At 70.8% G+C, this 26203-nt stretch carries 24 protein-coding genes; 4 read left to right on the forward strand and 20 right to left on the reverse strand.

The genetic code is table 11. The features are described 5' to 3' along the window. Window positions 1-148 precede the first annotated feature (148 nt). The 7 genes from O3Q52_RS19415 to O3Q52_RS19445 all read right to left on the reverse strand — a co-directional run bounded on the left by O3Q52_RS19415 (window position 149) and on the right by O3Q52_RS19445 (window position 7734). Window positions 149-769 (reverse strand): L-threonylcarbamoyladenylate synthase, encoded by a 621-nt coding sequence (locus tag O3Q52_RS19415; RefSeq protein WP_055611488.1) that lies wholly within the window; start codon window positions 767-769, stop codon window positions 149-151. A gap of 128 nt (window positions 770-897) precedes the next feature. Continuing rightward, complete coding sequence (gene sthA / locus O3Q52_RS19420) at window positions 898-2301, reverse strand: Si-specific NAD(P)(+) transhydrogenase (RefSeq protein ID WP_055611489.1); 1404 nt, start codon at window positions 2299-2301, stop codon at window positions 898-900. A gap of 64 nt (window positions 2302-2365) precedes the next feature. Then, window positions 2366-5089 (reverse strand): tetratricopeptide repeat protein, encoded by a 2724-nt coding sequence (locus O3Q52_RS19425; RefSeq protein WP_269650045.1) that lies wholly within the window; start codon window positions 5087-5089, stop codon window positions 2366-2368. A 16-nt stretch (window positions 5090-5105) separates the two neighbouring features. Next, window positions 5106-5708: a hypothetical protein gene (locus O3Q52_RS19430; RefSeq protein ID WP_269650046.1), complete on the reverse strand. Its 603-nt coding sequence runs from the start codon at window positions 5706-5708 to the stop codon at window positions 5106-5108. A gap of 315 nt (window positions 5709-6023) precedes the next feature. Further along, window positions 6024-6743 carry a formylglycine-generating enzyme family protein gene (locus tag O3Q52_RS19435; RefSeq protein WP_269650047.1) on the reverse strand — a complete coding sequence of 240 codons (720 nt, stop codon included), beginning with the start codon at window positions 6741-6743 and terminating at the stop codon, window positions 6024-6026. A gap of 12 nt (window positions 6744-6755) precedes the next feature. Next, window positions 6756-7139, reverse strand: coding sequence for a signal peptidase I (locus O3Q52_RS19440; protein ID WP_269650048.1), 384 nt, complete (start codon window positions 7137-7139; stop codon window positions 6756-6758). 79 nt (window positions 7140-7218) lie between these two features. Further along, on the reverse strand, window positions 7219-7734 hold the full coding sequence (locus O3Q52_RS19445) for a PadR family transcriptional regulator (RefSeq protein ID WP_269650049.1): 516 nt from the start codon (window positions 7732-7734) through the stop codon (window positions 7219-7221). A gap of 84 nt (window positions 7735-7818) precedes the next feature. On the opposite strand from O3Q52_RS19445, the gene O3Q52_RS19450 reads away from it, so the two are divergent. Continuing rightward, window positions 7819-9246, forward strand: coding sequence for a carotenoid oxygenase family protein (locus O3Q52_RS19450; RefSeq protein ID WP_269650050.1), 1428 nt, complete (start codon window positions 7819-7821; stop codon window positions 9244-9246). A 52-nt stretch (window positions 9247-9298) separates the two neighbouring features. On the opposite strand, the gene O3Q52_RS19455 is transcribed toward O3Q52_RS19450, so the two are convergent. Continuing rightward, entirely contained in the window at window positions 9299-10453 is a 1155-nt protein-coding gene (locus O3Q52_RS19455; protein WP_269650051.1) for a Gfo/Idh/MocA family protein, read from the reverse strand. A gap of 143 nt (window positions 10454-10596) precedes the next feature. Here O3Q52_RS19455 and O3Q52_RS19460 point away from each other — a divergent pair, with 143 nt between their 5' ends. Together O3Q52_RS19460 and O3Q52_RS19465 are read left to right on the forward strand one after the other, a co-directional pair. Next, window positions 10597-11607 carry a LacI family DNA-binding transcriptional regulator gene (locus O3Q52_RS19460; protein ID WP_269650052.1) on the forward strand — a complete coding sequence of 337 codons (1011 nt, stop codon included), beginning with the start codon at window positions 10597-10599 and terminating at the stop codon, window positions 11605-11607. Window positions 11608-11758: 151 nt separating this feature from the next. Further along, window positions 11759-13228, forward strand: coding sequence for an FAD-binding protein (locus O3Q52_RS19465; RefSeq protein ID WP_269650053.1), 1470 nt, complete (start codon window positions 11759-11761; stop codon window positions 13226-13228). Between the two features lie 29 nt (window positions 13229-13257). Here the strand turns inward: O3Q52_RS19465 and O3Q52_RS19470 are convergent, their stop codons facing one another. The 9 genes from O3Q52_RS19470 to O3Q52_RS19510 all read right to left on the reverse strand — a co-directional run bounded on the left by O3Q52_RS19470 (window position 13258) and on the right by O3Q52_RS19510 (window position 23398). Continuing rightward, window positions 13258-14052: a hypothetical protein gene (locus O3Q52_RS19470; RefSeq protein ID WP_269650054.1), complete on the reverse strand. Its 795-nt coding sequence runs from the start codon at window positions 14050-14052 to the stop codon at window positions 13258-13260. Window positions 14053-14125: 73 nt separating this feature from the next. Further along, a complete protein-coding gene (locus O3Q52_RS19475) occupies window positions 14126-14539 on the reverse strand; it encodes a hypothetical protein (protein WP_269650055.1) in 414 nt (137 codons plus the stop codon). A gap of 26 nt (window positions 14540-14565) precedes the next feature. Next, window positions 14566-16392 (reverse strand): hypothetical protein, encoded by a 1827-nt coding sequence (locus O3Q52_RS19480; RefSeq protein ID WP_269650056.1) that lies wholly within the window; start codon window positions 16390-16392, stop codon window positions 14566-14568. A 146-nt stretch (window positions 16393-16538) separates the two neighbouring features. Beyond that, window positions 16539-17579 (reverse strand): ABC transporter ATP-binding protein, encoded by a 1041-nt coding sequence (locus O3Q52_RS19485; RefSeq protein WP_269650057.1) that lies wholly within the window; start codon window positions 17577-17579, stop codon window positions 16539-16541. Next, window positions 17576-18637 carry an ABC transporter ATP-binding protein gene (locus tag O3Q52_RS19490; RefSeq protein ID WP_269650066.1) on the reverse strand — a complete coding sequence of 354 codons (1062 nt, stop codon included), beginning with the start codon at window positions 18635-18637 and terminating at the stop codon, window positions 17576-17578. The genes O3Q52_RS19485 and O3Q52_RS19490 overlap by 4 nt, the downstream gene beginning before the upstream one ends. 16 nt (window positions 18638-18653) lie before the next feature. After that, window positions 18654-19622: an ABC transporter permease gene (locus O3Q52_RS19495; protein WP_269650058.1), complete on the reverse strand. Its 969-nt coding sequence runs from the start codon at window positions 19620-19622 to the stop codon at window positions 18654-18656. 3 nt (window positions 19623-19625) lie between these two features. Further along, window positions 19626-20642, reverse strand: coding sequence for an ABC transporter permease (locus tag O3Q52_RS19500; protein WP_269650059.1), 1017 nt, complete (start codon window positions 20640-20642; stop codon window positions 19626-19628). Between the two features lie 8 nt (window positions 20643-20650). Then, window positions 20651-22375: an ABC transporter substrate-binding protein gene (locus O3Q52_RS19505; RefSeq protein WP_269650060.1), complete on the reverse strand. Its 1725-nt coding sequence runs from the start codon at window positions 22373-22375 to the stop codon at window positions 20651-20653. A 126-nt stretch (window positions 22376-22501) separates the two neighbouring features. After that, window positions 22502-23398 carry a proline iminopeptidase-family hydrolase gene (locus tag O3Q52_RS19510; protein ID WP_269650061.1) on the reverse strand — a complete coding sequence of 299 codons (897 nt, stop codon included), beginning with the start codon at window positions 23396-23398 and terminating at the stop codon, window positions 22502-22504. 165 nt (window positions 23399-23563) lie between these two features. On the opposite strand from O3Q52_RS19510, the gene O3Q52_RS19515 reads away from it, so the two are divergent. Further along, complete coding sequence (locus O3Q52_RS19515; RefSeq protein WP_269650062.1) at window positions 23564-24415, forward strand: FadR/GntR family transcriptional regulator; 852 nt, start codon at window positions 23564-23566, stop codon at window positions 24413-24415. Window positions 24416-24433: 18 nt separating this feature from the next. Here O3Q52_RS19515 and O3Q52_RS19520 read toward each other — a convergent pair whose 3' ends face one another. The 3 genes from O3Q52_RS19520 to O3Q52_RS19530 all read right to left on the reverse strand — a co-directional run. Further along, window positions 24434-24850 (reverse strand): nuclear transport factor 2 family protein, encoded by a 417-nt coding sequence (locus O3Q52_RS19520; protein ID WP_269650063.1) that lies wholly within the window; start codon window positions 24848-24850, stop codon window positions 24434-24436. Window positions 24851-24904: 54 nt separating this feature from the next. Then, complete coding sequence (locus O3Q52_RS19525; protein WP_269650064.1) at window positions 24905-25114, reverse strand: heavy-metal-associated domain-containing protein; 210 nt, start codon at window positions 25112-25114, stop codon at window positions 24905-24907. A gap of 99 nt (window positions 25115-25213) precedes the next feature. After that, window positions 25214-26203 (reverse strand): CdaR family transcriptional regulator (locus O3Q52_RS19530; RefSeq protein WP_269650065.1); only part of this gene is annotated, 990 nt, incomplete at its 5' end.

A 26203-nucleotide genomic window follows, 5' to 3' on the forward strand; every position in this document is an offset into this window, starting at 1 on the left:
CACCGGGAGACGTTCATGGACCCGACGCTAGGCGGCCCACACTTCGGCACCGGCCGAACTGTCCCGGCTGCTCCCGCCCGGCCCCCGGCCCGGCCGCGCGTCGACGCGCGGCGCGGCTCCACCGTCGGCCGCACCGCGGAGCGGAGTATCACTCGAACCGTGCCGTGTCGCCCGCTCCCTTGCGCACGATCTCGGCCTCGCCGCTGGAGAAGTCGATGACCGTGGTCGGCTCGGTGCCGCAGTCCCCGGAGTCGATCACCGCGTCGACGACGTGGTCGAGCTGTTCCTTGATCTCCCAGCCCTGGGTCATCGGCTCCTCCTCGTCGGGCAGGAGCAGGGTGCTGGACAGGAGGGGTTCGCCGAGCTCGGCGAGCAGGGCCTGGGCGACCACGTGGTCGGGGATACGGACCCCGACCGTCTTCTTCTTCGGGTGGAGCAGCTTGCGCGGCACCTCCCTGGTCGCGGGCAGGATGAAGGTGTAGCTGCCGGGGGTCGATGCCTTGATCGCGCGGAACACGTCGTTGTCGACCTGCACGAACTGGCCGAGCTGCGCGAAGTTCTGGCACACGAGGGTGAAGTGGTGCCGGTCGTCGAGCCGGCGGATCGAACGGATCCGGTCGATGCCGTCACGGCTGCCCAGCTGACAGCCCAGCGCGAAGCAGGAGTCCGTGGGGTACACGACGAGCGCGCCCGCGCGGATGGAGTCGGCGACCTGGCTGATCGTCCGCTGCTGAGGATTTTCGGGATGAACGTCGAAGTACTTGGCCACGTGCCGAGCTTATGCTCTCGGCCCCCGCGGCCGACGCAGGCCCGGTGCGGAGGTCCGGTGAGGGCGTCCACGGGGCGCTGGTGAGCGGGGCTCACCAGCGCCCTGAGCGGGTTCGGAACGGAGGGTCGTCAGTCCCTGAGCCGGTCGATCTGCCGGATCTTGTTGGTCGCGTCCAGGGCGGCCACCTTGTACGACTCGGCGAGCGTCGGGTAGTTGAAGACGGCGTCGACGAGGTAGTCGACGGTTCCGCCGCAGCCCATCACCGACTGCCCGATGTGGATGAGCTCGGTGGCGCCCGTGCCGAAGCAGTGCACGCCGAGCAGCTTCCGGGTCTCCGGGGAGACCAGCAGCTTGAGCATGCCGTGCGAGTCGCCGATGATCTGGCCCCGGGCCAGTTCACGGTAGCGGGAGATGCCCACCTCGAACGGCACGCAGTCCTCGGTGAGCTGGTCCTCGGTCTTCCCGATGAAACTGATCTCCGGAATGGTGTAGATGCCGATCGGCTGGAGGTCGTGCATCCGGTTCACCGGTTCACCGCACGCGTGGTACGCCGCCGTACGCCCCTGCTCCATCGAGGTCGCGGCCAGCGCCGGGAAGCCGATGACGTCGCCGACGGCGTAGATGTGCGGCACCTCGGTGCGGTAGTGCTCGTCGACCGTTATCCGCCCGCGCCGGTCGGCGGACAGCCCCGCCTTGTCCAGGTCGAGCTCGTCGGTGAGCCCCTGTCGGCCGGCGGAGTACATGACGGAGTCGGCGGGGATCTTCTTGCCGCTCTCCAGGATGGTGAGCGTGCCCTTGGGGTGCTTCTCGACCGCGGCGACGGTCTCGCCGAAGCGGAACGTGACCGCGAGGTCCCGCAGGTGGTACTTGAGCGACTCGATCACCTCGACGTCGCAGAAGTCGAGCATCCCGGGCCGCTGTTCGACCACGGTGATCTTGCTGCCGAGGGCGGCGAACATGGAGGCGTACTCCATGCCGATCACGCCGGCCCCGACGATGACCATGGAACGCGGTACCTGCTCCAGGTTGAGAACGTTGTCGGAGTCCAGGATCGTCCGCTCGTCGAACTCGACGGTCGCGGGCCTGGCCGGGCGGGTGCCGGTGGCGATGACGATGTTGTCGGCGCTCAACATCCGGTCGTGGCCGGTCACTTCGCGCAGGGCGACGGTGTGGTCGTCGACGAAGCGGCCGGTGCCGGCGAACAGGGAGACGTGGTTGCGGGAGAGCTGGTTGCGGATGACGTCGACCTCGCGGCTGACCACGTGAGAGGTGCGCGCGGTCAGGTCGGCGACGGTGATGTCCTCCTTCAGGCGGTAGCTCTGGCCGTACAGATCGCGCTGGGTGAGACCCGTGAGATAGAGGACCGCCTCGCGAAGCGTCTTTGAGGGGATGGTCCCGGTATGGATGGAGACCCCACCGACCATGTCGGGGCGGTCGACGACGGCGACCCGGCGGCCGAGCTTGGCCGCGGCTATGGCGGCCTTCTGGCCGCCCGGGCCGGATCCGATGACGAGCAAGTCGAAGTCGCGCACCCTCCGGAGTGTGTCAGCCCGAGGCTCTCGCCCGAAAGGGTGAACGGGTGTCGGTTCTTCCCGCTCACTGGAAGCCGGCGAGCTCCTGGCGGGTGCGCAGGGTCCAGGAGTGCTCCTCGCCGAGGTGCCGGACACGGTCCTGGAGTATCTGCCGCAGCAGCCGTGCGGCACGCGCCCGGTCGCCGGCCTCACCGACACAGCGGGCGTGGGCGTTGCGGCTGCCCAGGGTGGCGGGGTGGTCGTCGCCGAGGATCCGGGTGCGGTCCTGTACGAGGATCTCCAGCAGGTCGGCGGCTTCCGCGGCGCGGCCGACGGCGCCGAGGCCGCGCGCGTGACCACTGCGGGCGGCGAGCGTGTGCGGGTGGTCGTCGCCCAGGGCCGAGCGGCAGTCGTCGACGAGGCGTTCGTACAGCTCCACGGCTTGCTGCGTCCGGCCGCGGCGGCTGGTGCTGCGGGCGTGGGCGGCGCGGATCGCGAACAGATGCGGGTGGCCGTCGTCGAGTACGGCACGGCTGTCGGTGAGCAGCTCGTCGAGCAGCCGCGCGGCTTGGTCGGGATCGCCCGCCTCCCCGGTGAAGAACGCCCGGTAGCGCCGCCACACGAGGGCCACCGGGCTGCGGGAGCCGTGCGTTCCGCCGTCCCGCGCGCCGTCCCCGTTCGCGTCGGCCAGCAGCGCGGTGAGCAGCGCCGCCGCCCTGGCGGGGTCTCCGGACTCGCCGAGGAAGCGAGCGTGCCCATGACGGGCCGCGACGGTGTCGGGATGGTCCGGGTCGAGGACCTGGAGGCAGTCCTGGATCAGCTCCTCGAACAGCTCGGCCGCCTGCGCCGCGTGCCCGGCCTCCCCCAGGAAGTGGGCGTGGTGGCGCCGGTTGTTGAGCGTGTACGGGTGGTACGGGCCCTGCGTACGGGTCCGGTCGGCGACCAGGCTCTCGAAGAGCCGGGCCGCATGCGCGGGGCGGCCCGCGTCGCCCAGCAGATACGCGCGCCCGTAGCGGGTGCTGAGGGTGTGCGGATGGTCGGCGCCCAGCAGCCGGGTGCGGTCGGCGAGCACCGCCTCGAACTCGGCCAGCGCCGGGCCGATCCGGCCGGACTCGCCGAGGAACAGGGCAAGGTTGTTGCGGCTGTTGAGGGTGTGGGAGTGCCCGGCACCCAGCACGCGTGCGCGGTCGGCGACGACGTCGCGCAGCAGGTCCGCCGCTTCGGCGGGGTGGCCGGCCATGCCGACGTACCGGGCGTAGGCGTTGCGGTTCTCCAGTGACTCGCGGGCGTCCGGGCCCAGTTCGTCCGTCGACTCGGTCACCAGCTCCCCGTACAGCTCGACGGCCCGCGCGGGGTTGCCGGCTTCGCCCACACAGGTCGCGTACCACTGGCGGGGCAGCCGTCCGCGGCCCAGGCCGGCCTTCTCGAACGCGGCCATGGCGTGCGAGAGGTCGCCGCGCTGGTAGGCGGTGGTGCCGATGTCGAGTGCTCCCGCGGCGTTCGCGTGCCCGATGAGGGTCTCCCAGACGGTGTCCGGGATGCGCGGCGGCGGGACCTGCTCGTCGAGGGTGTGGTGGAGGTAGTCGAAGGCCTGGAAGCGGTCCCCGTCGTGGGGCAGCAGCAGGCTGGACGTGGCGTGCAGGGGTTCGGTCGCCCAGGTCAGCGCCTCCTCCCAGGGCTCCGGACGCAGCGCGGTCCCGCCGCGCCGCTCCAGATACACCTCGTGCAGCCGGCGCAGGACCTCCTGCGGCAGCGGCTGGTGGAAGCCCGTACGACGGGCGTCCGCGGCGGCCGTCACCAACGCTGCGGCGCGCGGATGCGTGCCGGGCGACCAGGCGTTGTGCCACTCGTCCAGCAACTGCGGTGCGGCGGCGAGGTATTCGGCCACCCCGTGCCCGTCCCGGCCGGCGCCCTTGACCGCCGCCCTGATCCGGGGGTCCTCGGTGTGCCGCTCGGCGCGGGCGATCTCGGCAGCGCTCCACGTACGGTCGACCCGCACCGTCGTGGCCAGCCGGATCACCTCACGGCCGCTGCGCAGGACATCGAACCCGGGCTCGTTGTCGGCCCCCGACCTGGCCCCGAACTTGCCGTGCTGCTGGGCGCTCATCGTCGCCAGGATCACCACACTGGAGTCCTCGGCGCCCAGCATCCGCTGCACATGACCCGCGGTCAGCCCGCCGACCCCCAGGAACACGTCCAGCTCGTCGAGCCACACGACGGCCCGGCGCGTCCGCACGACGAGGTCGACCAGGGGAACGGCCGACTCCCGGCTGTCGGGCACGATGAGGTGGTACTTGGCGAAATGCTTGCGCATCACCTCGTACGCGAGCCGCGACTTGCCCGCCGTCGACTCACCGACCAGCAGGACGAACCCCTCACCCGCACTGAGCGCGGCCTCCACCTGGGGCATCATGTCCCGGTCGATGAACGCGGGCACCCGGCCGAGACCCGCCGCCCCACCACCGCCCGGCGGCGCAGGATGCACACCGAGCCAGATCGGATCCCGCGCGTCGGCCACGGTCGGCACCCGCCCCCGCCGCGAGATCCTCAGCAGCCCGGGTAACGCCTGCTGCCGCGCCGCGACCCGGTCCAACGCCTGCCCACCCGAGGCGGCCACGGCCCCTGCGGGCCCTCCGACGGCAGCACCGGGCGGCCCGAGAACCGCCACGAGCACAGGCCGGGCCAAGGCCGCCAACAAGCGCACCACCCCGGCCCCCGCCGACGCGAACCACCCCGTCCGCCACGCCATGACACCACCCCCGTGCGGCTGTTGACCTTCCTTTTCCCGCTCGGGGGCCGGTGTAGCCATGCCGCGGGCGTTCCGCCTACTCGTTGGGGAACTTCCAGATGTACGGCTCGCCGTCCTCCTCCGACCAGTGGACCTCAAGGGACTTCGCGTTCGAGGGGACCAGGTACGACTCGCAGAAGACGTGGCTCTCGCCGGACTTCCAGCTCGTGACGTCGTACGGGTCCTCGCAGCCGGGGGCGTCGTCGGCGGAGCCGAGGAGCAGGGTGCCGCGCTGTCCGTCCGCCCAGATGGTGGCGCCGTCGCCCGCGTCGGAGTCGCTCGTGAGAGCCGGGCCCGCCTTGTGGGTGTACTTCACATGGGCGACCGCGAGAGCCATGCCCTTGGCGTCGGCCTTGTCCTGGACCAGCTTCTCGGCCTCGGCCTCGGTGCCGAGATCCACCTTCTGGGCGGTGATCTCGTACGTGACCTTGCCGTCTTCCTCCTCGACCTTCCCTGTGGCGCTCTCGCCGGTGGCCAGCTCGCCCCCGGACGCGGCCTTGGACTGCGAGGCGGTGGCCTTGGGCCGGGAGGACTTCTTCGCGTCCGTGCCGGCGTCGTCGCCACCGCCGCACGCGCTGAGGGTGAGAGCGAGGACGGCGGCGGGCGCGACGGCGCGCAGCGCGGAATTGTGGCGCAGCAAGACAGACTCCTTGAGGTGAAAGGTGTGGGGGAGGCCCCGGCTGCCGGTGGCGGCGCGGCCTGGCGGGCCGCGGTCAACACGGGCGGGGCATGGGGGAGTTCGCGCTCCTCGCCGAGGGCGCGATCACTGATCCGTTGAAGATCTTGGTGCAACCCAATGCGCTGCGTCAACAAATGTGAACGTTGTGTGAGGTGCGGTCGCCCGGGTGTGGAGGACGCGTTGAGCTCCGGGTTCGCCGACGACCCGGGCAACTCCCTGTTCCGGGCAACTCGCCGTCCCGGTCGACCCGGCCAAGTCCCCGTCCCGGTGGGCGGATCAGGGCGCGGCGGAGCGCGCGACGCGGAACCCCACGTCGTCGACCTGGTAGCTCGGGTGGCTGCGGCGCCGTGCGGAGGCCCGGCAGCTCCAGTGCTCGTCGAACCAGCCGCCGCCGCGCAGGACCCGGTAGGTCCCGTAGACCTCGGCGTCGTAGACGTCCCAGCACCAGTCCCAGACGTTGCCGAGCATGTCGTGCAGGCCCCAGGGGTTGGGCTGCTTGCCGCCCACGTCGTGGATGCGCTCGTCCGAGTTGCCGCGGTACCAGGCGATGTCGTCGAGCGGCCCGTAACGCGGCCCGGTGGTACCGGCGCGGCACGCGTGCTCCCACTCGGCCTCGGTGGGCAGCCGGTATCCGTCCGCGGCCGTGTCCCACTCGATGCCGTCCGTCGTGTCCACCCCGTCCAGCCCGTCCCGCCCTTCCACGCCTTCGGAGCCGGCGTGGAAGAGGTAGGCAGGGGTCAACCCCTCATGCCGGGAAAGCGCGTTGCAGAACCGGACCGCGTCCCACCAGGACACGCCCTCGACGGGCAGCCGGTCGCCCTCGGAGCTGCTCGGCCGCGCACCCGTGACCTGTGCGTACAGCGCCTGCGTGACCGGGGACGCCCCGAGCCGGTAGGGCGCGAGGTCGACCCGCCAACTGCGTTGCGTCCGCCGGTCCGACAGCGTGACCTGCCCCGGCGGGACAGCGATCATCTCGTTCATCGTGCTCGTGTCCATGAGCCGTCGATCCTACTGAGGGTCGTGGTCCGTCTCCGGGGCCGCGTAGCCGGGCACGGACGGCCAGCGGACGGTCAGCACGACCGACTCCTCCTCCGCGAACCACGAGTGGTCGACTCCGGGCCCCCACACCACGTAGTCACCCTGCTGTTGCAGCGTGACGCTGCGGCCGGGGAACTCCACGCGGAACCGGCCGCTCACCAGGACCTGGAGGGCCGTGCGCTCCTCGCCCTCGACCCACCGCGCCCGCTCGTCGCCCTTGGGGTGTACGCCCCACTTGATCTCCAGGGCCTCGCTGTGGCGTGGATCGTCGGCGTCCTTGAAGTGCCCGAGCAGCCACCCCCGGTCCAGCGCCGCGTCCTTGCCCGCGTTTCCCACATACACACTGTCGTTCACGCGGTCGGACGCTAGCAGTTGCCCGAGTCCGGTGCCGCTTCCGGCGCCCCGCTGAGGGCGGTCCGCCCGCGCCGAGGCCCTACCGTCCGTCCAGGATCGCGGGCAGCTCGTCCATCCAGGCCAGCACCGCCTCCTCGTAACGGATGCCGAAGGCCAGCGTGGCCTCCGTGAAGCGGTCGGGGGCGCCCGCGGCCACCCTCTCCCGGTAGTCCGCGAGCCGCTGCTCGTGGTCGGCGCGGTGCTCGGCGATGAACTCCATCAGTCGATCCCGGTCCAGCGCGGAGCCGAAGGCGATGGTGAGCAGCAGCGGATAGCGGATCTGCTCGGAGCCCGGCGGCTCGGCGAGCCACGCGGCGAAGGCGGCCCGGCCCTCGTCGGTGAGCCGGTACGGCTGCCGGGACCGAGGGCCCGCGGGCCCGGCCTCGACGGGCCCGCGGCCGGCGAGGGCCGCGGGCTCGCGGTAGACCTGGCTCCGGGTGAGGGTCCAGAAGTCGCCGATGAGCTGCTCGGCGGTGTGCACCAGCTCGTACCCGCTGGCTTCCCCGCCGTGCAGGAAACCGAGCAGCGAAGCCGCGGTGGGGTTGAGGTCGGCCATCCCGTTCTTCCCTTGACATTCCACTGTGGACGGTGTGCCATGAAATGAAGAGCACAGTCCACTGTGGCATGTCGGGAGGCGACCATGAGTACACCGGGTTTCGCGGCCGGGTTTCAGGGGCTGCACGACGAGGCCGAAGTCGCAGAGCTTCCGGTCAAAGGGGCGCTGCCCGGCTGGCTGGAGGGGAGCCTGCTGCGCAACGGCCCCGCGCGCTATGACGCGGGGGAGCGCTCCCTGCGGCACTGGTTCGACGGGCAGGCGATGCTGCACCGCTTCACCATCGACGGCGGGAAGATCTCCTACGCCAACAGGTTCCTCGAGACCGCCTCCCGACGCGCCGTCGAGTCGGGGACGATCGCCTACCCCGAGTTCGCGACCGACCCGTGCCGCTCACTGTTCGCCCGTTTCTTCACCCGCTTCTCGCGCAGGCCCACGCTGAACGCGAACGTCAACATCACGCGCTTCGGCGACCGCTTCGTGGCGCTGACCGAGACGCCGATACCGGTCGCCTTCGCCCGGGACACGCTCGCGACCGCGGGAGTGGTCGGCTACGAGGACGAGTTGAGCGGCCAGCTGACGACGGCCCACCCGCACCAGGACCCCACCACCGGCGACCTGGTCAACTACCTCCTGCACTTCTCGCGCACCAGCGAGTACCGCGTCTACCGGCAGAAGGCCACGGGCACCGCCCGCGAGCTGATCGGCAGCCGCCGGATCGCCCGCCCCTCCTACATGCACAGCTTCGCGATCACACGCCGGTACGCGGTCCTCGCGGAGTTCCCGCTCGTGGTGAACCCGATGAGCATCGTGCTCAGCGGCCGGCCGTTCATCGAGAACTACCGCTGGGAGCCGGAGCGCGGCACCCGCTTCACGGTCATGGACCTGCGCGACGGCTCGGTGCGCGGTGTGTACGAGGGGCCGGCGTTCTTCGCGTTCCACCACATCAACGCCTTCGACGACGGCGACGACATCGTCCTCGACATGTGCTCGTACGAGGACGCCTCGATCATCGACACGCTGTACCTGGACCGACTGCGCGCGGGCGACGCGGTCCCGTTCGCGCTGCCCACCCGCTACCGCATCGGCCTCGGCACCGGCGACGTCGAGATCAGGCGACTGTCCGAGGAGTCACTGGAGCTGCCGCGCATCGCGTACGAGCGGCACAACGGCGTCGACTACCGCTACGCGTACGGTGTGGGCGCCCGCGACCGCAGCGGTGACGACTTCCTCAACCAGCTCGTGAAGGTCGACGTGACGACGGGCCACGCGCTGAAGTGGTCCGAGGAGGGCTGCTACCCGGGCGAGCCGGTCTTCGTGGCGGCGCCGACGGCCGCGCCCGGCGCGGAGGGCGAGGACGACGGCGTCGTGCTGTCGGTGGTCCTCGACTCGGCGCGGGGCTCGTCGTTCCTGCTGGTGCTGGACGCCCGTACGTACGAGGTGCTGGCGCGTGCGGACGTGCCGCACGCCATCCCCTTCGGCTTCCACGGGCTGTTCACCCGCCACACCTCGTAGGTACGGGCCTCGGTCCTCACGCGGGTTTCGGTCCCCACGCGAGTTTCGGTCCTTACACGGGACTCGCCCAGGTCCCGCTCTCGGCGGAGCGGGACATCGCGTCCAGGGCGGCCGCGCTGTGGACGGCGTCCTCCACCGTGGCGCCGTACGCCGTGCCCTCGGTGATCGAGCGCAGGAAGTTGTAGGCCTCGATCACCTTGAGGTCGTCGTAACCCATGCTGTTGGCCGAGCCCGGCTGGAAGGCGGCGTACTCGCCGTGCCCGGGGCCCACGTACAGCGTGCTGACCGGCTGGTCCTGGTACGACGTGCCGCGGCTGACGCTCAGCTCGCCCATGCGGCGGAAGTCCCAGGAGACCGCGCCCTTGGTGCCGTGGATCTCGAAGCCGTAGTTGTTCTGCTCGCCGACCGAGACCCGGCAGGCCTCCAGGACACCGCGGGCGCCGGACGCGAAGCGCAGGAGGCAGGACACGTAGTCCTCGTTCTCCACCGGGCCCAGCTCGCCGCCCGCCGAGCGGGTGTGGCCCGCGGTGGCGCCGGTGGGACGGGCGCGCTCGGGGACGAAGACGGCCGTGTCGGCAGCCAGCGACGCGATCTCGCCGAGCAGGAAGCGGGCCAGGTCCACACCGTGCGAGGCGAGATCGCCCAGCACTCCGCTGCCGCCGCGCTCACGCTCGTACCGCCAGGTCAGGGCACCCTCGGGATGGGCCGCGTAGTCACTGAAGAGGCGGATGCGGACGTGGGTGACCGTGCCGATCCCGCCGGCGGCGATCAGTTCGCGGGCCGCCACGACGGCAGGTGCGTTGCGGTAGTTGAAGCCGACCGTGCCCTGCACGCCCGCCTTCGTGACGGCACCGGCCACGGCCCGCGCGTCCTCGGCGGTGAGGCCTACCGGCTTCTCGATCCAGATGTGCTTGCCCGCCTCGGCCATCGCGACGCCGATCTCGCGGTGCAGGAAGTTCGGGGCGGCGATGCTCACCGCCTCGACCCGGGGGTCGGCGGCGACCTCCCGCCAGTCCCGGGCCGCCGTCGCGAAACCGTACTGCCCGGCGGCCTCCTCGGCCCGGCCGGGCACCTCGTCGGCCACGGCGACCAGTTCGGGCCGCACGGGCAGCTGGGGGAAGTGGTGCGGCACACGGGCGTACGCCTGGGTGTGCACCCGCCCCATCCAGCCGAACCCCACGACGGCGACGCCGAGCGTACTCACCATGACTGCCCTTCTTCGGACTTCTTTGGACCGGTCCAGAACTCTTCCGGTTCACACTGAAGGCCCGTTCCTGCACGTGTCAAGCCCCTCAGAGCCCCATCGGAACCCTTTGACAAGCCATCGATCCTTATGGAACGGTCCATTTCATGAGACCACCGACGATCCGCGACGTCGCCGAACGGGCCGGAGTGTCGAAATCCCTGGTCTCGCTCGTGCTGCGCGGATCCGACCAGGTGCGCCCCGAGAAGCGGCAGGCCGTGCTGGCCGCCGTCGAAGAGCTCGGCTACCGGCCCAACGCCGCCGCGCGCAGCCTCAGCGAGCGCCGCACCCGCACGGTCGGAGTGCTCCTCAACGACATGCGCAACCCCTGGTTCGTGGAACTGCTCGACGGCCTCAACTCCCTGCTGCACGCCCACGGCCTGCGCATGCTCCTTGCCGACGGCCACCTCAACCTGCGCCTCGGCGAGGACCTCACCCGCGCCTTCACGGACCTGCGGGTCGACGGTCTGATCGCCGTCGGCACGCTGCCGGGCCCCGAGGCACTGCGCACGGCCGCCACGCGGGTGCCCACCGTCGTCGCCGGAGCCCGCGAACCCGTACTGCCGCACGTCGACCTCGTCGCCAACGACGACCAGTACGGCGCCCGGCTCGCCACCGAGCACCTCATCGCGCTCGGCCACCGGCGCATCGCCCACATCGCGGGACAGGGCATGGTCGGCGAACTGCGCCGCCGCGGCTTCGAGACGGTCATGCGCGAACACGGACTGGCCGACACGGCCGTCGTGGAACAGGGCGACCTGACCGAGGAGGGCGGCTACCGGGCCGCGGTCCGGCTGCTGAGCGCGGGCGAACGGCCCACCGCCGTCTTCGCCTTCAACGACATCGCCGGTGTCGGCGCACTGTCGGCCGCCGAGGAACTCGGCCTCCGCGTGCCGCACGACCTCTCCCTCGTCGGCTACGACAACACCTACCTCGCGCGCCTGCGGCACCTGTGGCTCACCACCGTCGACAGCGCCGGCCACGACGTCGGCCGCCGCGCCGCGCAGTGCCTGCTCGACCGCATCGCCGACCCCGCCCGTCCCGCCGAGACCGTCCTCAGCACGCCGGTGCTGGAGGTACGCGGCACGACGGCCGCACCGCGCGATACCCGCGCCTGAGCCACGCACACCACGAGCCCGCCGGCGCGGGGAACGCCCGGCCCGAACGAAGCCCGGGGAGCACCGGCGCGGGGCCGTGTCCTCGTGCGCCAATGGCTCTAGAGTGGGCGGTTTCTGACCGGTTCATCGGGTCCTTCCCCTGGAGGAACGCATGTCCCGCAGACCGCCTCGACGTTCCGTGCTGCGCGGCCTGGCCGCCGCAGGAACCGCGGTGATCGGCTTCGACCCCTTCACCCGCAGCTGGGCGGTGACCCCGTCCGACGGGCCGCTGCACGGCATCCCAGATCTGGACGGAACCCTCCACACCGACGAGGCCGCGCTGAGCGCCGCCGCCGACGACTTCGGCCACATCGTGCACCGCCGACCGGCCGCGGTGCTGCGCCCGGGCTCCGTCGCGGACGTCGTGGCGATGGTGCGGTTCTGCGACAGGCGCGGAATCCCGGTCGCCCCACGCGGACAGGGCCACGCCACGAACGGCCAGGCACAGGTCGCGGGCGGCCTCGTCGTCGAGACCACTCCGCTCGCCGCCGTCCAGCCCATCGGCCCCGGCCGCGCCCACGTCCGGGTCGGCGCGGGCGCGAAGTGGAGCGACGTCGCCAAGGCCACCCTCGTCCACGGCCTGACCCCTCCCGTCTTCACCGACTACCTCGAACTCTCCGTCGGCGGAACACTGTCCGTCGGCGGCCTCGGCGGCCAGACCCACCGCCACGGCGCGCAGGTCGACAACGTCCTGGAACTCGAAGTCGTCACCGGCGCAGGGGAGTTGCTGCGCTGCTCCCCGACCCGCCACCGCGACCTGTTCCTCGCCGTACTCGCCGGCCTCGGCCAGTGCGCCGTGGTCGTCGGCGCGACCGTACGACTGGTCCGCGCGCCCGAGACCGTGCGCCACTACCTCCTGCCGTACGACGATCTGCGGACCTTCGTGGAGGACCAGCGTCTGCTCGTCGGCGACCGACGATTCTCCTACGTCGAGGGGCAGATCGTTCCGGACGCCACGGGTGCCTTCCGCGGGTACGTCATCGAGGCCGTCGCCTACGGACCTCCCGCGGGAGACGTGTCCGATGACACCGCGCTCCTGCGGGGCCTGCGGCACGACCCGTCCGGCGCTGAGATCACGGACATCCCGTACTACGACTTCCTCGACCGGCTCGCCCCGGCCGTCGCCGCTCTCAAGGAAGCCGGGCTGTGGGCGTACGCCCATCCATGGCTCAACCTGCTCGTGCCCGGCCGGAAGGCGCCCGAGGTGACGGGCCGGCTCCTGGACGCGCTCACCCCGGACGACGTGGGTCCGGGCGGCGTCGTGCTGCTCTACCCGCTGGTGCGCGAACGTCTGCGGACCCCGCTGCTGCGCATGCCCGACGACCCCGTGCCCTACCTCTTCGCGATCCTGCGGAGCACCCCTCCCGACGACGCGGCGTCGGTCCGGCGACTGCTGGCGGCCAACCGGTCCGCGTACGAACTCGTCCGCGCGGCCGGCGGCACCCGGTACCCGGTCGGCTCCGTGCCCTTCGACCGGGCCGACTGGCGACGGCACTTCGGGCCCGCCTGGCCCCGGTTCGCCGCCGCGCGGAAGACGTACGACCCACGCGGGATCCTCGTCCCCGGACAGGGAATCTTCTGACCGGGCCGGTCACGGGCTGACCGACCCAGTCAGCCGACCGGGTCGTCGCACTGCGTCCCGGGCGGGCAGAACCAGAGCAGGGCAGTGTCCACGAGCTCCCGTTCGTCCTCGGTCCCGTCGGCCTCGGAGCCGTACGCGACCAGTGCGTACCGTTCGCCGTCCGTCGCCTCGAAGCGATGGTCGATGACGTGCCGGGTGCCGACGCTGCCCTGCTCGCCCGCGATCTCGTCGGCTCGGTACTCGTGCTCGGCCGCCTGCCCCACGGCACTCGGGACCTCCTCCATGGAGACCGGTTCGTATCCGTCGAGCTTCTCCGCCTCGATCTGCGCGGCCTGCAAGGAGGAGTACGGAGAGGTCTCCATCACCTGGAACACCTGAAGCCGCCGGGTGCCGTCCGGACTGCGGTAGTCGACGATGTCGATGCCGTACTGCGAGGACCGGCTCTCGCGCTCCCAGCCCTTCGGCAGCGCCACCCGATACCCCGCGACGTCCTGGAAGGACTCGTAGTCCTCGGGGAGGGCTGCCGACGACTCGAAGGTGGTGTCCTGCGAGGGCGACCCGTCCGGTGGCACGTCGTCCCCGGTCCCGCCCGAGGTCGTCTCCGAGGAGTCCTGCCCGGTGGCGGCGGGTTCCCGGTACGGTTCCGGCTCGTCCTTCCAGGCCAGTGCCCAGATGCCGAAGGCGAGCCCGGCGACCGCGAGCACGATCCCCGTCTGCTGCCGGACGCTCTTCTGCCGCGGCACGTCCAGGTACTGGTCAGGGTGGAAGAGACGTTCGCGCCGGGAACCGCCCCACTCCTGACGCTCGATGTCGAACACCCTCATCGCCGCGGCCCTCCGTTTCGCCGTCCCGCGCCCGTCATCTGCTGCCTGCCACCGCGCGTCGTCATCCCGTCGGTCATCCGAGGAGCTGGGCGATGCCCTGGACGACGGCGGTCGCCGAGGCGACGGCTCCGGCGGCAGCGGCCTGCGATCCCAGCCAGCCGCGTACGCCCGTCAGCAGGCGGGTGAGGCGTTCCGGCCCGGCGGCGCCGGTACGCGTGATCTCCGCCTCCGCGTCGGCCAGTTCACCGTCGAGGGTCGTGTCCTCGGCGCTCCGCTCCTGTGCAGGCAGGGATTCGCGCAGGGCACGAATCGCCTGGAGCAGTTCGGCGTGCCGCACGTCCGGCTCCGCCGCCGTCCGGTTGACGGAGTACGCGCTGCCGTGGCTGCCGGTGGCGATCGAGCCGCCGCTCATGGAGCCGATGTGCACGCTGCCGGCACCGCCGTCCTGCGCCGGCGGGCCGGGGGTGGGGTGTCCTGTGTCGCTCATGTGATGGGGTCCTTGGGGTCCGGTACCTAGCTGGGGTCGGTGCTCGGTGTGCCGTGCGCCGGGGCGGTGTTGTGCGAGGTGGCGCTGCCGTGGGGGCCGGTGGCGACGGAGCCGCCGGACATCGCCTGCACGAAGACGCTTCCACCGCTGACCTGGTAGACGTGCTGCTCGAACTGCTCGGTCTGGTAGCCGTGGGCGTGGAGCGCCTGGCGCACGCCGTTCACGATGCGCTCCTCGACGGTCTTGATGTACCGGGTGACGTCCATCTCCTGATAGGGCGACAGCAAGGAGGTGGACGTCAGTTGACGCAGCGAGACCCGGGGCACGTCGGGGGCCGGTTCGCGGGTGGACCAGCCGGTGCTGAGCTCCCTGGAGACGGTCTTCAAGGCGCTGATGCCCGCGCTGACGCCGGTCGCGGGACCGTGGCCCATGGCACGTACCGCGCCGCGCGCCCAGCCCTCGGGCAGCCGGTCCACCAGGGCGTCCACGTTCCTGAAGTCCTTGCGGACCGGGCCGAGTACGTACGGTGAGACCTCCAGCACGAGCATGCCGCCCTGGGTGTGGACACGGACCAGGACCGTCACCACGACCTGTTCGTGCCAGGCGCCGATGCGGACGCGCAGGAACACGCGCCGCCCCTCGCCGCCCTCGTCGACGGCTTCCTTCAAGTGGGCGGCGACCTGGACGGGGTCGTAGACGGTCAGACCGCCACTGTTGGGTCCGCCCGCCGCCGTCGCGCTCGCGTCCGGGCTGCCGCCGACGTGCAGTTCCTCGTCACGGCCCACACCGCCCGGCAGATAGACGAAACGGTCGATCTCCAGTTCGCGGAGCCGGTCCTTCCCGGTGCGTGCGGCCGAGTCGCGCAGCCGCAGCAACTGGGGCTCGATCATGGCGAGTGCGCCCTCGGCGGTGAGCGGTCCCTTGTCCTGGTGCGGGATCAGGGCCCCGTTCGAGGCGGGATCGGCCGGGGTGGCGGGCCCGGTCGGCGGCCCGGAGCGCTTGCGCAGTTCCATCGCGAAGGACCAGGCCCGACGCCGTGTGCCCAGCCCGACGAAGGGGCTGTCCGCTTCGTAGAGGGTCAGGGCGGCCTTCTGCTCGCGCTGGATGTTGGCGAGCAGATCCTCGTACAACGGCCCTGCGGGCAGGTCCGGTTGAGTCGTCCTCTGGAAGGTCCAGCGCGACAGCCAGCGGCACAGGGACCGACGCTGAGTGGCCTGGTGCCACCATGCGATCAACGCGATGAGCAGCGGAAACAGCAGCGGATACGGCGTCTGTACGGTGCCTTGGAGCACCCCGGCCACATACCAGTACCAGTAGAAGAGGGCGAACATCGCCGCGCACCACGTCACCGTGCGGCCGAAGCCCTCGGCCGCCTTGGCCACCGGGTCGGGGAGGCCCGCCTGACGTCCCTCGGAGCTCTGCGTCTTCACGGCGTGCGCGAACCACAGGCCGAGGGCGACGAACGCGTAGAACTGCGACCACGGCATGGGCATTCCGGCGGTGAGCTTCTCGTCGCCGGCGTAGAACGCGGTGAACACGTCACCGAAGCCGACCTCGGCCCCGTCGCCCCAGCTGTCGGCGACGCGGTCCCAGAACATCACCACGTCGGACAGCAGGAATCCGAGCCAGGCGACGAGCATCAGCCCTGCCGTCCGCGCCTCCTGCCGGGTGACACGCACGGCGTGGGCCAGTACGGGCAGGACGTCGACCCCCAGCGGAGGGGCCACCGGCCGCTCCTGGTGATCCACGAGTTCATCGATGACCCGGCGCCGGAAGCCGGCGTCCTGATAGACGCCGGCGCACAACAGCCGGGTCGCCTCCGTGCGGCTGTACGGATGTTCCGGGAGGCTCACTCCGGCCACGTTGCTCCTATGTTCCCTGGTGTCAGGGGAAGGAAGCTAGTGGACGATCGGCCCCGCCCGTCCGGTCGTCGGGCACCGGCACTTCGTTAGGGTGAAAGGCCCCGTTTCCGCTGGACAGGGGCGCGAAGGTCGAAGTCTCAGCCCGTCAGTGGATAGTGGCAGGCGGCCTCACGGCCCGAAGCGGTCCGGGTGAGCGGGGGTCGTTCCACCGCGCAGCGCTCCTGTGCGTAGGGGCAACGGGTGTGGAACGTGCAACCGGTCGGCTTGGCGACCGGGTTGGGCACGTCACCGCTGAGGACGATGCGTTCCCGGCGCGATCCGGCCACCGCCGCGTCGGTGCCGTCGTCGATCTCCGGCACCGCGGACATCAGCGCCTCGGTGTAGGGGTGGGCCGGGGCCGCGTACAGCTCATCCGTCCCGGCGAGTTCGACGATCTCGCCGAGGTACATGACGGCGATCCGGTCCGACACGTGCCGGACCACCCCGAGGTCGTGGGCGATGAAGACGTACGTCAGCCCGAACTCGTCCTGGAGATCGGCGAAGAGGTTCAGCACCTGGGCCTGGATCGACACGTCGAGGGCGGACACCGGTTCGTCGGCGACGATCAGTTTCGGGTCGGTGGCCAGCGCGCGTGCGATGCCGATGCGCTGGCGCTGGCCACCGGAGAACTCGTGCGGGTACCGCCCCAGGTGCGCCGTGGCGAGCCCCACGACGTCGAAGAGCTCGGCGACCCGCTTCCGGACGGCGGCGGCGTCCCCGTAGCGGTGGATGAGCAGCGGCTCGGCGACGATGTCACCGGCACGGCGCCGAGGGTTGAGTGAGGCCTGCGGGTCCTGGAAGACCAGTTGCATGCCGGGGCGTACGGGGCGCAGGCGGCGTGCCGAGAGCGTGCTGATGTCCTGGCCGTCGAACTCGACCCGGCCGCTCGTGAGGTCGGTGAGCCTGACCAGGCAGCGGCCGAGGGTGGACTTGCCGCAGCCCGACTCGCCCACGATGCCGAGCGTCTCCCCGGCACGCACCTCCAGCGAGACTCCGTCCACGGCTCGCAGCACCTTGCGGTGCCGGACGAGCGAGTCGGCGCGCAGGGTGTAGTGCTTGGTGACGTCCGTGGCGCGCAGCAGTACGTTGCCGCGTGGCCGGGTGCCGTCGTCCGCTGCCGCTGTGTCGAGGGCTGTCACGGCGCCATCTCCCTGTCCGTCTCGTCCGTCCTCCGTGCCCCAGTCCCTGAGCCTGCCCGTGCCGCGAGACGCTGCGCCGCGCGATCGTCCGGTGGCAGCCAACAGGCGTCGCGGTGGGCGGTGTTGCCGTTCCCCGTGGCGAGCTCGGGGCGCTCCTCGCAACGGTCGTGACGCGCCGGACAGCGCGGCGCGAACGCGCAGCCCTCGGGGAGGCTGTCCGGCGAGACCGGCATACCCGCGATGGTGGGCAGCCGTCGCAGTCGGGTTCCGCCGACGCGCGGGACCGAGTCGAGGAGACCCCAGGTGTACGGGTGGCGGGGGCCGTGGAACACCGCCTGGCGAGGGCCTTCCTCGGCCGCCCGGCCGCCGTACATGACGAGGACCCGGTCGGCGATCTCGGAGACCACGCCCATGTCGTGCGTGATGAGCACCACGGCGGAGCCGCGTGCGTTCAACTCCCGCATCAGGTCCAGGATCTGCGCCTGGATCGTCACGTCCAGGGCCGTGGTCGGTTCGTCGGCGATCAGCAGTGAGGGGCCGCAGGCGAGGGCCATCGCGATGACCGCGCGCTGCCGCATGCCGCCGGAGAACTCGTGCGGATAGGCGTTCACCCGCGAGGCCGCGTCGGGGATGCCGACGTCGGACAGCAGCTCCACCGCGCGAGCCCGTGCGGCCTTGCGCGACACCTGCTCGTGGGCCCGTATCTGCTCGGCGATCTGCCAGCCCACGGTGTAGACGGGGGTCAGCGCGGTCATCGGGTCCTGGAAGACCATGGCCATCTCCCGGCCTCGTATCGCGCGCATGTCCTTGTCGGGGAGAGCGAGCAAGTCGCGACCACGGAAGAGGACTTGGCCCGAGACGGTGACATTCGGGTTGGTCAGCAGGCGCAGGACGGCCAGCATCGACACGCTCTTGCCGGAGCCCGACTCGCCCACCACGCCCAGGATTTCGCCGGGAGACACCGAGAGGGAGAGACCGTCGACCGCCGTGACAGAGCCTCGGCGGGTACGGAAGGTCACCCTCAAGTCGCGTACGTCCAGCAGGGGTTGGCCGGGCAGTTCGGTGAGTCGCTGATCAGGCATGGCGGGCCCTCGGGTCGAGTCGCGCGTACAGGATGTCCACCAGGGCGTTGGCGAGGACGACGAAGAAGGCCGCGTACAGGACCGTGCCCATGATCACGGGCAGATCCAGGTTCTGCAGGGCGTCGAAGGTGAGCTTGCCGACGCCCGGCAGCCCGAAGACCACCTCGGTGAGCAGGGCGGCGCCGCCCACGAGGGCGCCGAAGTCCAGGCCGAACAGGGAGACGATCGGGATGAGCGAGCAGCGCAGGGCGTGCCGGACCAGGATGCGCCGCTCGGACAGGCCCTTGGCACGGGTGGTGCGTACGTAGTCCTCGCCCAGCGCGGTGACGACCTCGCCGCGCAGCAGCCGGGCGTAGATCCCGGCGTACAACAGCGCCAGGGTCAGCCAGGGGAAGAGCATGTGCAGCGCCCATTGGCCGGGGTCGTTGCCCAGTCCGACGTATCCGGGTGGCGGCACCCAGGAGAACACCGTGTCGTGCAGCCGGTTCTGGGTGACCAGGTTGACGACCTCGCCGAGCCAGTAGGCCGGCAGGGACACGCCGACCACGCCGACCAGCATGATCAGTGGGTCGGCGACCGTGCCGCGCAGGGCGGCCGCGGCGGTGCCCATCACGATACCCACCGTCATCCAGATGACGGCCGCCCCCACCACGAGCGACAGGGTCACGGGCATCGCCTGCACGATCTGCGGGACGACGCGGGAGCCGCGGTTGACGAACGACTCCAAGTCCCGGTCGACCAGCAGGTGTTGCATCATCAGCAGGTAGCGGACGGGCATCGGCCGGTCCAGCCCGAAGGAGTGCCGGACCTGGGCGAGCGTGGCCGGATCGGCGTTGCGGCCCGCGATCCGCGCGGCCGGGTCCACGCCGGGTGTCGCGAAGAAGATCAGGAACACCAGCACGCTGATCGCGAACATGACGAACAGGGCGGACAGGAAGCGCCGGAGGGCGAAGTACAGCATGGGTCACACCCCTCCGCGCAGCCGGGCGCTCGGGTCGAGCGCGTCACGCACCCCGTCGCCCAGGACGTTGAGCGCCACCGTGGTCAGCGCGATGAGCAGTCCCGGGGCGATCGTCACGGCGGGCCGGGTGTAGAGGAGTCCCAGGCCGTCCTCGATGATCGTGCCCCAGCTCGCGTCGGGCGGCTGGACCCCGACGGACAGGAACGACAGCGCCGACTCGGTGAGCATGGCGAGCGCGGTCATCAGCGGCAGGAAGACGATCGCCGTGGGTACGACGTTCGGCAGCACCTCCCTGCGCATGACGCGCAGGGCGGGCGCGCCCGAGCCGATGGCCGCCTGGATGAACTCCTTGTTGCGCAGCACCAGTACCTGGCCGCGCAGGGGCCGGGCGACGTACGGGACGTAGATCGCCGCGATGATCACGACGGGCAGCCACAGGCTCCCCGCGTCCACCGTGACCGGACCGAGCCGCAGTCCGTCGGTGAGCAGCACCACCGACAGGCAGATGGCCAGCAGATACACCGGGAACGCCCAGATGACGTCCAGGATCCGGGAGATGACGGCGTCCACGACACCGCCCGCGTAGCCGGCGAGGACGCCGACGGCCGTACCGATGACGACGGTCAGCAGGGCCGCGGTGACCCCGATGAACAGGCTGGTGCGGCCGCCGTACAGCAGCCGTGCCATGACGTCGCGGCCCTGGTTGTCGGAGCCGAGGAAGTAGTGGGCGGTGTCCCAGGTGGGCCCGATGGGCGTGACGCCGAGACCGAGGCCGGTACTGCTCGGGGTGAGCACCGGCACGGATTTGCCCTCGACGACCGTGGTGCCGGAGACATGGGACTGGAACGGGTCGGTGTGGGCGACGTGGTCCGCGTACAGCGGGGCGCACAGGCACATCACGACGACGATCAGCAGGGCGACGGCCGCGGCCGTCGCCGGCCTGTTGCGGGACAGGTCGGCGACGGCGGTCCGCCAGGGGCCCGGCGAGCGCCGGGCCTCGGTGGTGGGCAACGGGGCCATGGCGCGGCTCACTTGACCCACAACTGCCCGACGAGCATGTAGAACTGCTTGCTGAACTGGTAGTTGCCGACGCGCTTCGACGTGAAATCGATGATCTTCGGGTTGATCACCGGGACGACCGGGGACTCCTTCATGATGTCCTGGTCGATCGTGCCCCACTGCTGGTCGGCGCTCTTCTGATCGGTCTGCCCGGTCTTCAGCGCGGTCCGCATCCGCGCGTCGATGCCCTTGTCGCAGAAGCCGGAGATGTTGATGCTGGAGTCGCTGCCCGGGTGGAACGAGGCGCAGGACAGCAGCACGTTGAGAAAGTCGGAGGCCGCCGGATAGTCCTGGTACCAGGACGTCAGGGCGAGCTGCACCTTGTTCTTGGTGTTCTGGATGTACGTGAACTGGATGTTGCCCGACAGCGGTTTGAGGGTGGCCTTGTAGCCGAGCTGGGTGAGCAGGCTCTGCAGGTACTGGCCGATCGACTTGTTGACCTCGTCGTCCTGAACGACGATGCCGACCTCCTGCCCCGCCGTGCCGGACTTCTTGACCAGCGCCTTGGCCTTGGCCAGGTCCGGGGCCGACCAGGTCTTCCCGCTGCCCTTGGTGTAGTCGCACGAGTCGACGTGCCCGGGGAAACCCGGCGGCAGGATGGTGCACGCGGGAGAGGCGAGGTTCTTGCCGCCGTACAGCCGGACCACGGCCTCGCGGTCCACCGCCCAGTTGATGGCCTGGCGCGCCAACTTGTTGTCGAACGGCGCCGAGTTGACGTTGAGCGTCAGATACCAGAACGCGGTCAGCGGGTTGACGTGCGCCTGCGAGGCGTACTTGGTGCCTATCTCGTTCAGCCGGTCGGCGGGCGGCGGATCGTACATCCAGTCCGCCTGTCCGTTCTGGACGGCGGTGACCTCGGACTCCACGGTCTGCCCGAAGGTGTAGTCGATCCTGTCGGGATAGCCCTGGGGCTGGCCCTCTCGCGACCACTCCTTGAAGTGCGGGTTGCGGACCAGCTTGAGCGCCCGGTTCGGATCGTACGAGGCCGCCGTGTACGGGCCGGTGGTCGGCAGTGGCTTTGTGCCCGCGTCCTTGGCCGGCGCGCCCTTCGGCACCACGCTGGCATGCGGGACGGCCAGCTTGTACGGGAACTCCGGGTCCGCGGCGGTGAGGTTGACGGTGACGGTGCCTGCCGACGCGTCACCGACGACGCCCTTGTCGAGCGTGCAGTCCGCGGGCTTCTTGATACAGGCGTCAGCGCCGACGATCCCGTTGTAGAAGGTGCCCGCGGTGGGGCTGGAGACCTTGAAGATGCGTTGGAAGGACGCCACCACGTCGTCGGTGGTGAGGGCCTTCCCGTTGGAGAACTTGATGCCCTTGCGCAGGGTGAAGGTGTAGGTCTTGCCGCCGTTGGTCACCTTGGGCATGGCCGTGGCCAGGTCCGGTACGACGGTGAACGACTGCTGGCCGCCGGTCTTCTTGAACGCCAGCAGACCGTCGTACATCGACTGGTACAGCTGCCAGTACTGAAGGGTGTAGTTCACCTGCGGGTCCAGGCTGCCGGCGGCCGCGTGGGCGACCATCCGCAGGGTGCCTCCCTTGTGCTCCGGCTGGAAGGCGGAGGACCCGGAGCCGGAGGAGGACGAGGTCGGGCCGGAGGCGCTGCCGTCGTCGGAGGACGAACAGGCGGCGGCGCTGAGGGCGAGGGCGGCGGTGGCGGCGACGAGGGCGGTGCGTCTGGTGCTGCGGGACATCCGAACTCCCGTGGGTGGATCGAGCGGTGGAGACAGGGGGGTGAGGTGGCGGCGGGTCGAACCGGCCGGTGGACCTGTCCGGCAGAGGCCGCGGGGTGAGTCGGCCTGTGGAGCCGGCCGGCCGAGTCAGTCGGTCGAGTCGAGGAACGCGCCGACGACCTGGAGGTAGAGCTCCTCCTCCTCGACGTGCGGCATATGGCTGGAGTGCTCGAAGAAGTGCCAGCGCACATCGGGGATGTGGTCGGCGAAGGGACGGACGGTCTCGGGAGTCGCCTCGTCGTACCGCCCGGACACCAGCAGGGTCGGCACGTCGACGAGGTGCAGCCGGTCGATGACCGACCAGTCCTTGAGGGTTCCGACGACGTGGAACTCGTTCGGCCCGTTCATCGTGTGGTACACGGTCGGGTCGGCCTCGATGTTGTCCCAGGTGGCCTGGACCTCGGGCGGGGTCGGGACCAGGCGGCAGACATGGCGCTCGTAGAAGACCTGCTCCGCCGCGTGGTAGTCGGGGTGGTCGGTGGTCCCGGCGTCCTCGTGGGCGAGCAGGGTCCGTTGGACCTCGGGCGGGAGAGCGGCGCGCAGCCCGGCCGCGCCGGACAGCCACAGCTCCATGGACGCGGGGGAGTTGGCGATGACCAGGCTCCGCAGTCCCGGCGGGCGCCGTACGGCGTGTTCGGCGGCGAGCATGCCGCCCCAGGACTGACCGAGGACGTGGTAGGCGTCGGAGATGCCCAACGCCTTGAGGAGGTTGTCGAGTTCGTCGAGGAAGAGCTGGACGGTCCAGAAGTCGGCGCCCCGGTCGGGCAGATGGGTGGACCGTCCGACGCCGAGCTGGTCGTAGTGCACCACGGGCCGGCCCTGTCGGCCGATGCCCGCGATGCGCAGCGTGTAGTCGTGACCGGCGCCGGGTCCGCCGTGCAGGACCACCAGAGGGGTCTTGCCCGGTTCGCCCGTGATCCGGTACCAGGTGGACCAGCCGTTGAAGTCGACGGTTCCGGTGTGGTTCGGTTCGGGGATCGCCACTGGGAGCCTCCCGGACCGGCCGAGAATCGGTCGGTCCCTGTCTGGAACGAGATGGGTGTGACGGGTGGCTGCGATACTGATTGGGCAAATGGTTAGGGCACAAGACCTTTTAGCGGGGGCAGGGCAAGACGTAACTGCGTGTTTACGTGTCCAGCGCGCGTTTACATGTCCGGCATCCGCGACCGACCTGAGGAGGACCAGCTGACATCCGCACCGCAGCCGCCCGAGCCGGGGGACGAGTTCGCCCGGGTGCTCGACCGTGTCCTCCTCGGTGGTGCCCCTTCACCGTCCCTGCGCCCGGTCCGTGTGACGTCCGCGGTCGACGAGGTCTCCGACCGGCTGCTCACGGCGATCGCCGTCGGGGACTTCCTGCCGGGGGAGCGGCTGCCGGCCGAACGCGAGCTCACCCAGCTCCTGAGGGTGAGCCGTCCCACCGTGCGCGAGGCCGTCGGACGTCTCCAGGCCGTGGGTGTCATCGAGATCCGCCGCGGCCGCAACGGCGGCGCGTTCGTGCGCGAGAGCTGGAGCGAGTCCTCAGCGGCTGCGGTCCGCCGCACGCTGCTGCCCCGCTGGGAGGAGTTCGAGCAACTCTTCGATCTACGAGGGCTGGTGGAGGGCATGGTGGCCGCCACGGCCGCCCGGCGCCGACGGCCCGAGGACCTCGAACCGATACGCGATGCCCTCGCCGCCTACCTCTCCGCGACGACACCCCGCGAGGAACAGATCGCCGACAGCGCGTTCCACGAGAGCATCTGCCGGGCCACGCACAACCCGCAGATCGCCACGCTCAGCCGGGATCTGCTGACCCGGATCAGCCTCGGCTTCCCCGCGGAACCCTGGGGCAAGGGGGAACGGTCCCACTTCCACCGGGCCAGCAGGGACCACAAGGCCCTCTACGAGGCCATCGAGGCCGGTGAGCCCGAGAAGGCCGAGGAGATCGCACGCGACCACTTCACCATCAGCGCAGACATGATCCGCGAGGTACTGGCCCGGGTACGTGCCGGCGAACCGACCTGACGCGCTGCGAGCCCGAGGTCAGAAGGGCGGGATCTCCTCCGGAACGAGCCCGAGCTGCCTGAGGAGGCCGTAAAGATCGGTCTCACCCCAGAACTCGACGATCCGCCCCTCGCTCAGGCGGTAGGACTTGATGCCCGACATGGTCAGGTCACGCCCGGTGCGGTCGTGCGTGTACATCAGGGTGAAAGCGGTGACCACCCGGTCCTCGGCGGCGAACAGATCATCCACTCGTACGCGGCAGTTGGACAGCCCTGGGGTCGATATCGCCCTTCCCGGATGGCGCCGCCCCCGCACATGCTGCCCGGCGCCATGGACCACCACGTCCTCGGCGACGAGGTCCGCGAGTTCGTCGAGGTCCCGTGTCTCGAACACGCGCAGGTAGCGGAGGACGACCTCGGTGTTGAGCTTGCTCAGGGCGGTCGGCTCGGCGGGCATGGGTGGAACGTATCCAGCGGTGCCCGGCGCCACCAGAGCTGTGCCGGCCAGTTGTCAGAGCACGGCGGCCACCTCGAAGCCCGCCTCGGTGATCGCGGCGCACACCTTCGAACCGTCGAGCGCCTCGCCCCTCACGGTCACCGAACCGGTGTCGAGGTCGATGCCCACCCGGTCGACGCCCAGCACCCCGCCGACCTTGGTCTCCAGGGCGTCGGCACAGCGGCCGCAGGTCATTCCGATGACGTGGTACCGCTGTTCAGTCATGATCCCTCGTCTCTTCCCGACGTGCGCACGCACGCTGCGGGAGCCGCTCCGGGATCAGATACGCGTCCGTCGACAGCGGTGTTCACCGCCGCGGGCGACTCACAGGGAAGCCGGTCGGACGGTCCCGCCCGCACCGCCGAGCACGTCCAACGCCGTGACCGCCACGTGCAGTTGGGTGCGGTGGGCGCCGGACTCCAGGTCGTTGCCCAGGAGCCGCTCGATGGTCCGCAGCCGTTGGTAGAAGGCCTGCCGGGAGAGTCCGACGTGCTTGGCGGCGATCGACTTGTTGCCGGCGGCGACGAGATATTCCCGCAGGGTCGAAAGGAGGTCGCTGCCGTGTCGTGCGTCGTGCTGGACGAGGCGTCCGAGCTGCTGTTCCACGTACCGCTGGACGCGCACGTCGTCGCGCAGGGAGTACAGCAGTTCCGGCAGACCGATGTCCGAGGCGACATGGAAGGGGCGGTCGAGCGTCCCGGGGCCGATCGCGTCGGCGATCTGTTCGGCCTCGCGGAACGATCTGGTGACCTGGCTGAGTTCGGTGACGCCGGGGCCGACCGCCACGACGAGCCCCTCCCCGAACGTGCCGCGCAGATCCCGGCCGACGCGTTCCACCACCGGTTGCCAGGCCGAGGCGCGGGCCAGCGCCAGCAGCAGTCCGGTCCGGTGTTCGGACAGGTCTCCCACCAGGGCCTTGACCCCCGAGATGGGCAGTTCCGCGGCGAGGTGCCCGGTCACCGTGGTGTCGCCGTCGGCGGTGTCCCCGTGGTCGATGACGACCGGGACGAGGCGGTGACCGGTCGTGGGCAGTCCGAGCGCCTCGGCCCTCAGGCGAGCCTCGGTACGGCTCCGGTAGCGCCAGTGGAGCAGATCGAGCAGGACGGAACTGTGCGCCCGCCGGTCCCACTCGGGTCTGCCGGTCAGCCGCGCCAGGGTGAGGGCGGTGGCGGCCTGTTCGAGGATCATCGTCTGCTCGGGGCCGATCGGCGGGCCGGAAGCGTGGGGCAGCATGATCAGCCGCCCCCACCGTCTGCCCCGGTCCTCGACCGGCGCCACGAGCCAGCCCTCGGGCCCGCTCGCCGCCGCCCGGTC

This window comes from Streptomyces sp. ActVer, assembly GCF_027270795.1.
GTDB classification, from domain to species: Bacteria; Actinomycetota; Actinomycetes; order Streptomycetales; family Streptomycetaceae; genus Streptomyces; species Streptomyces umbrinus_A.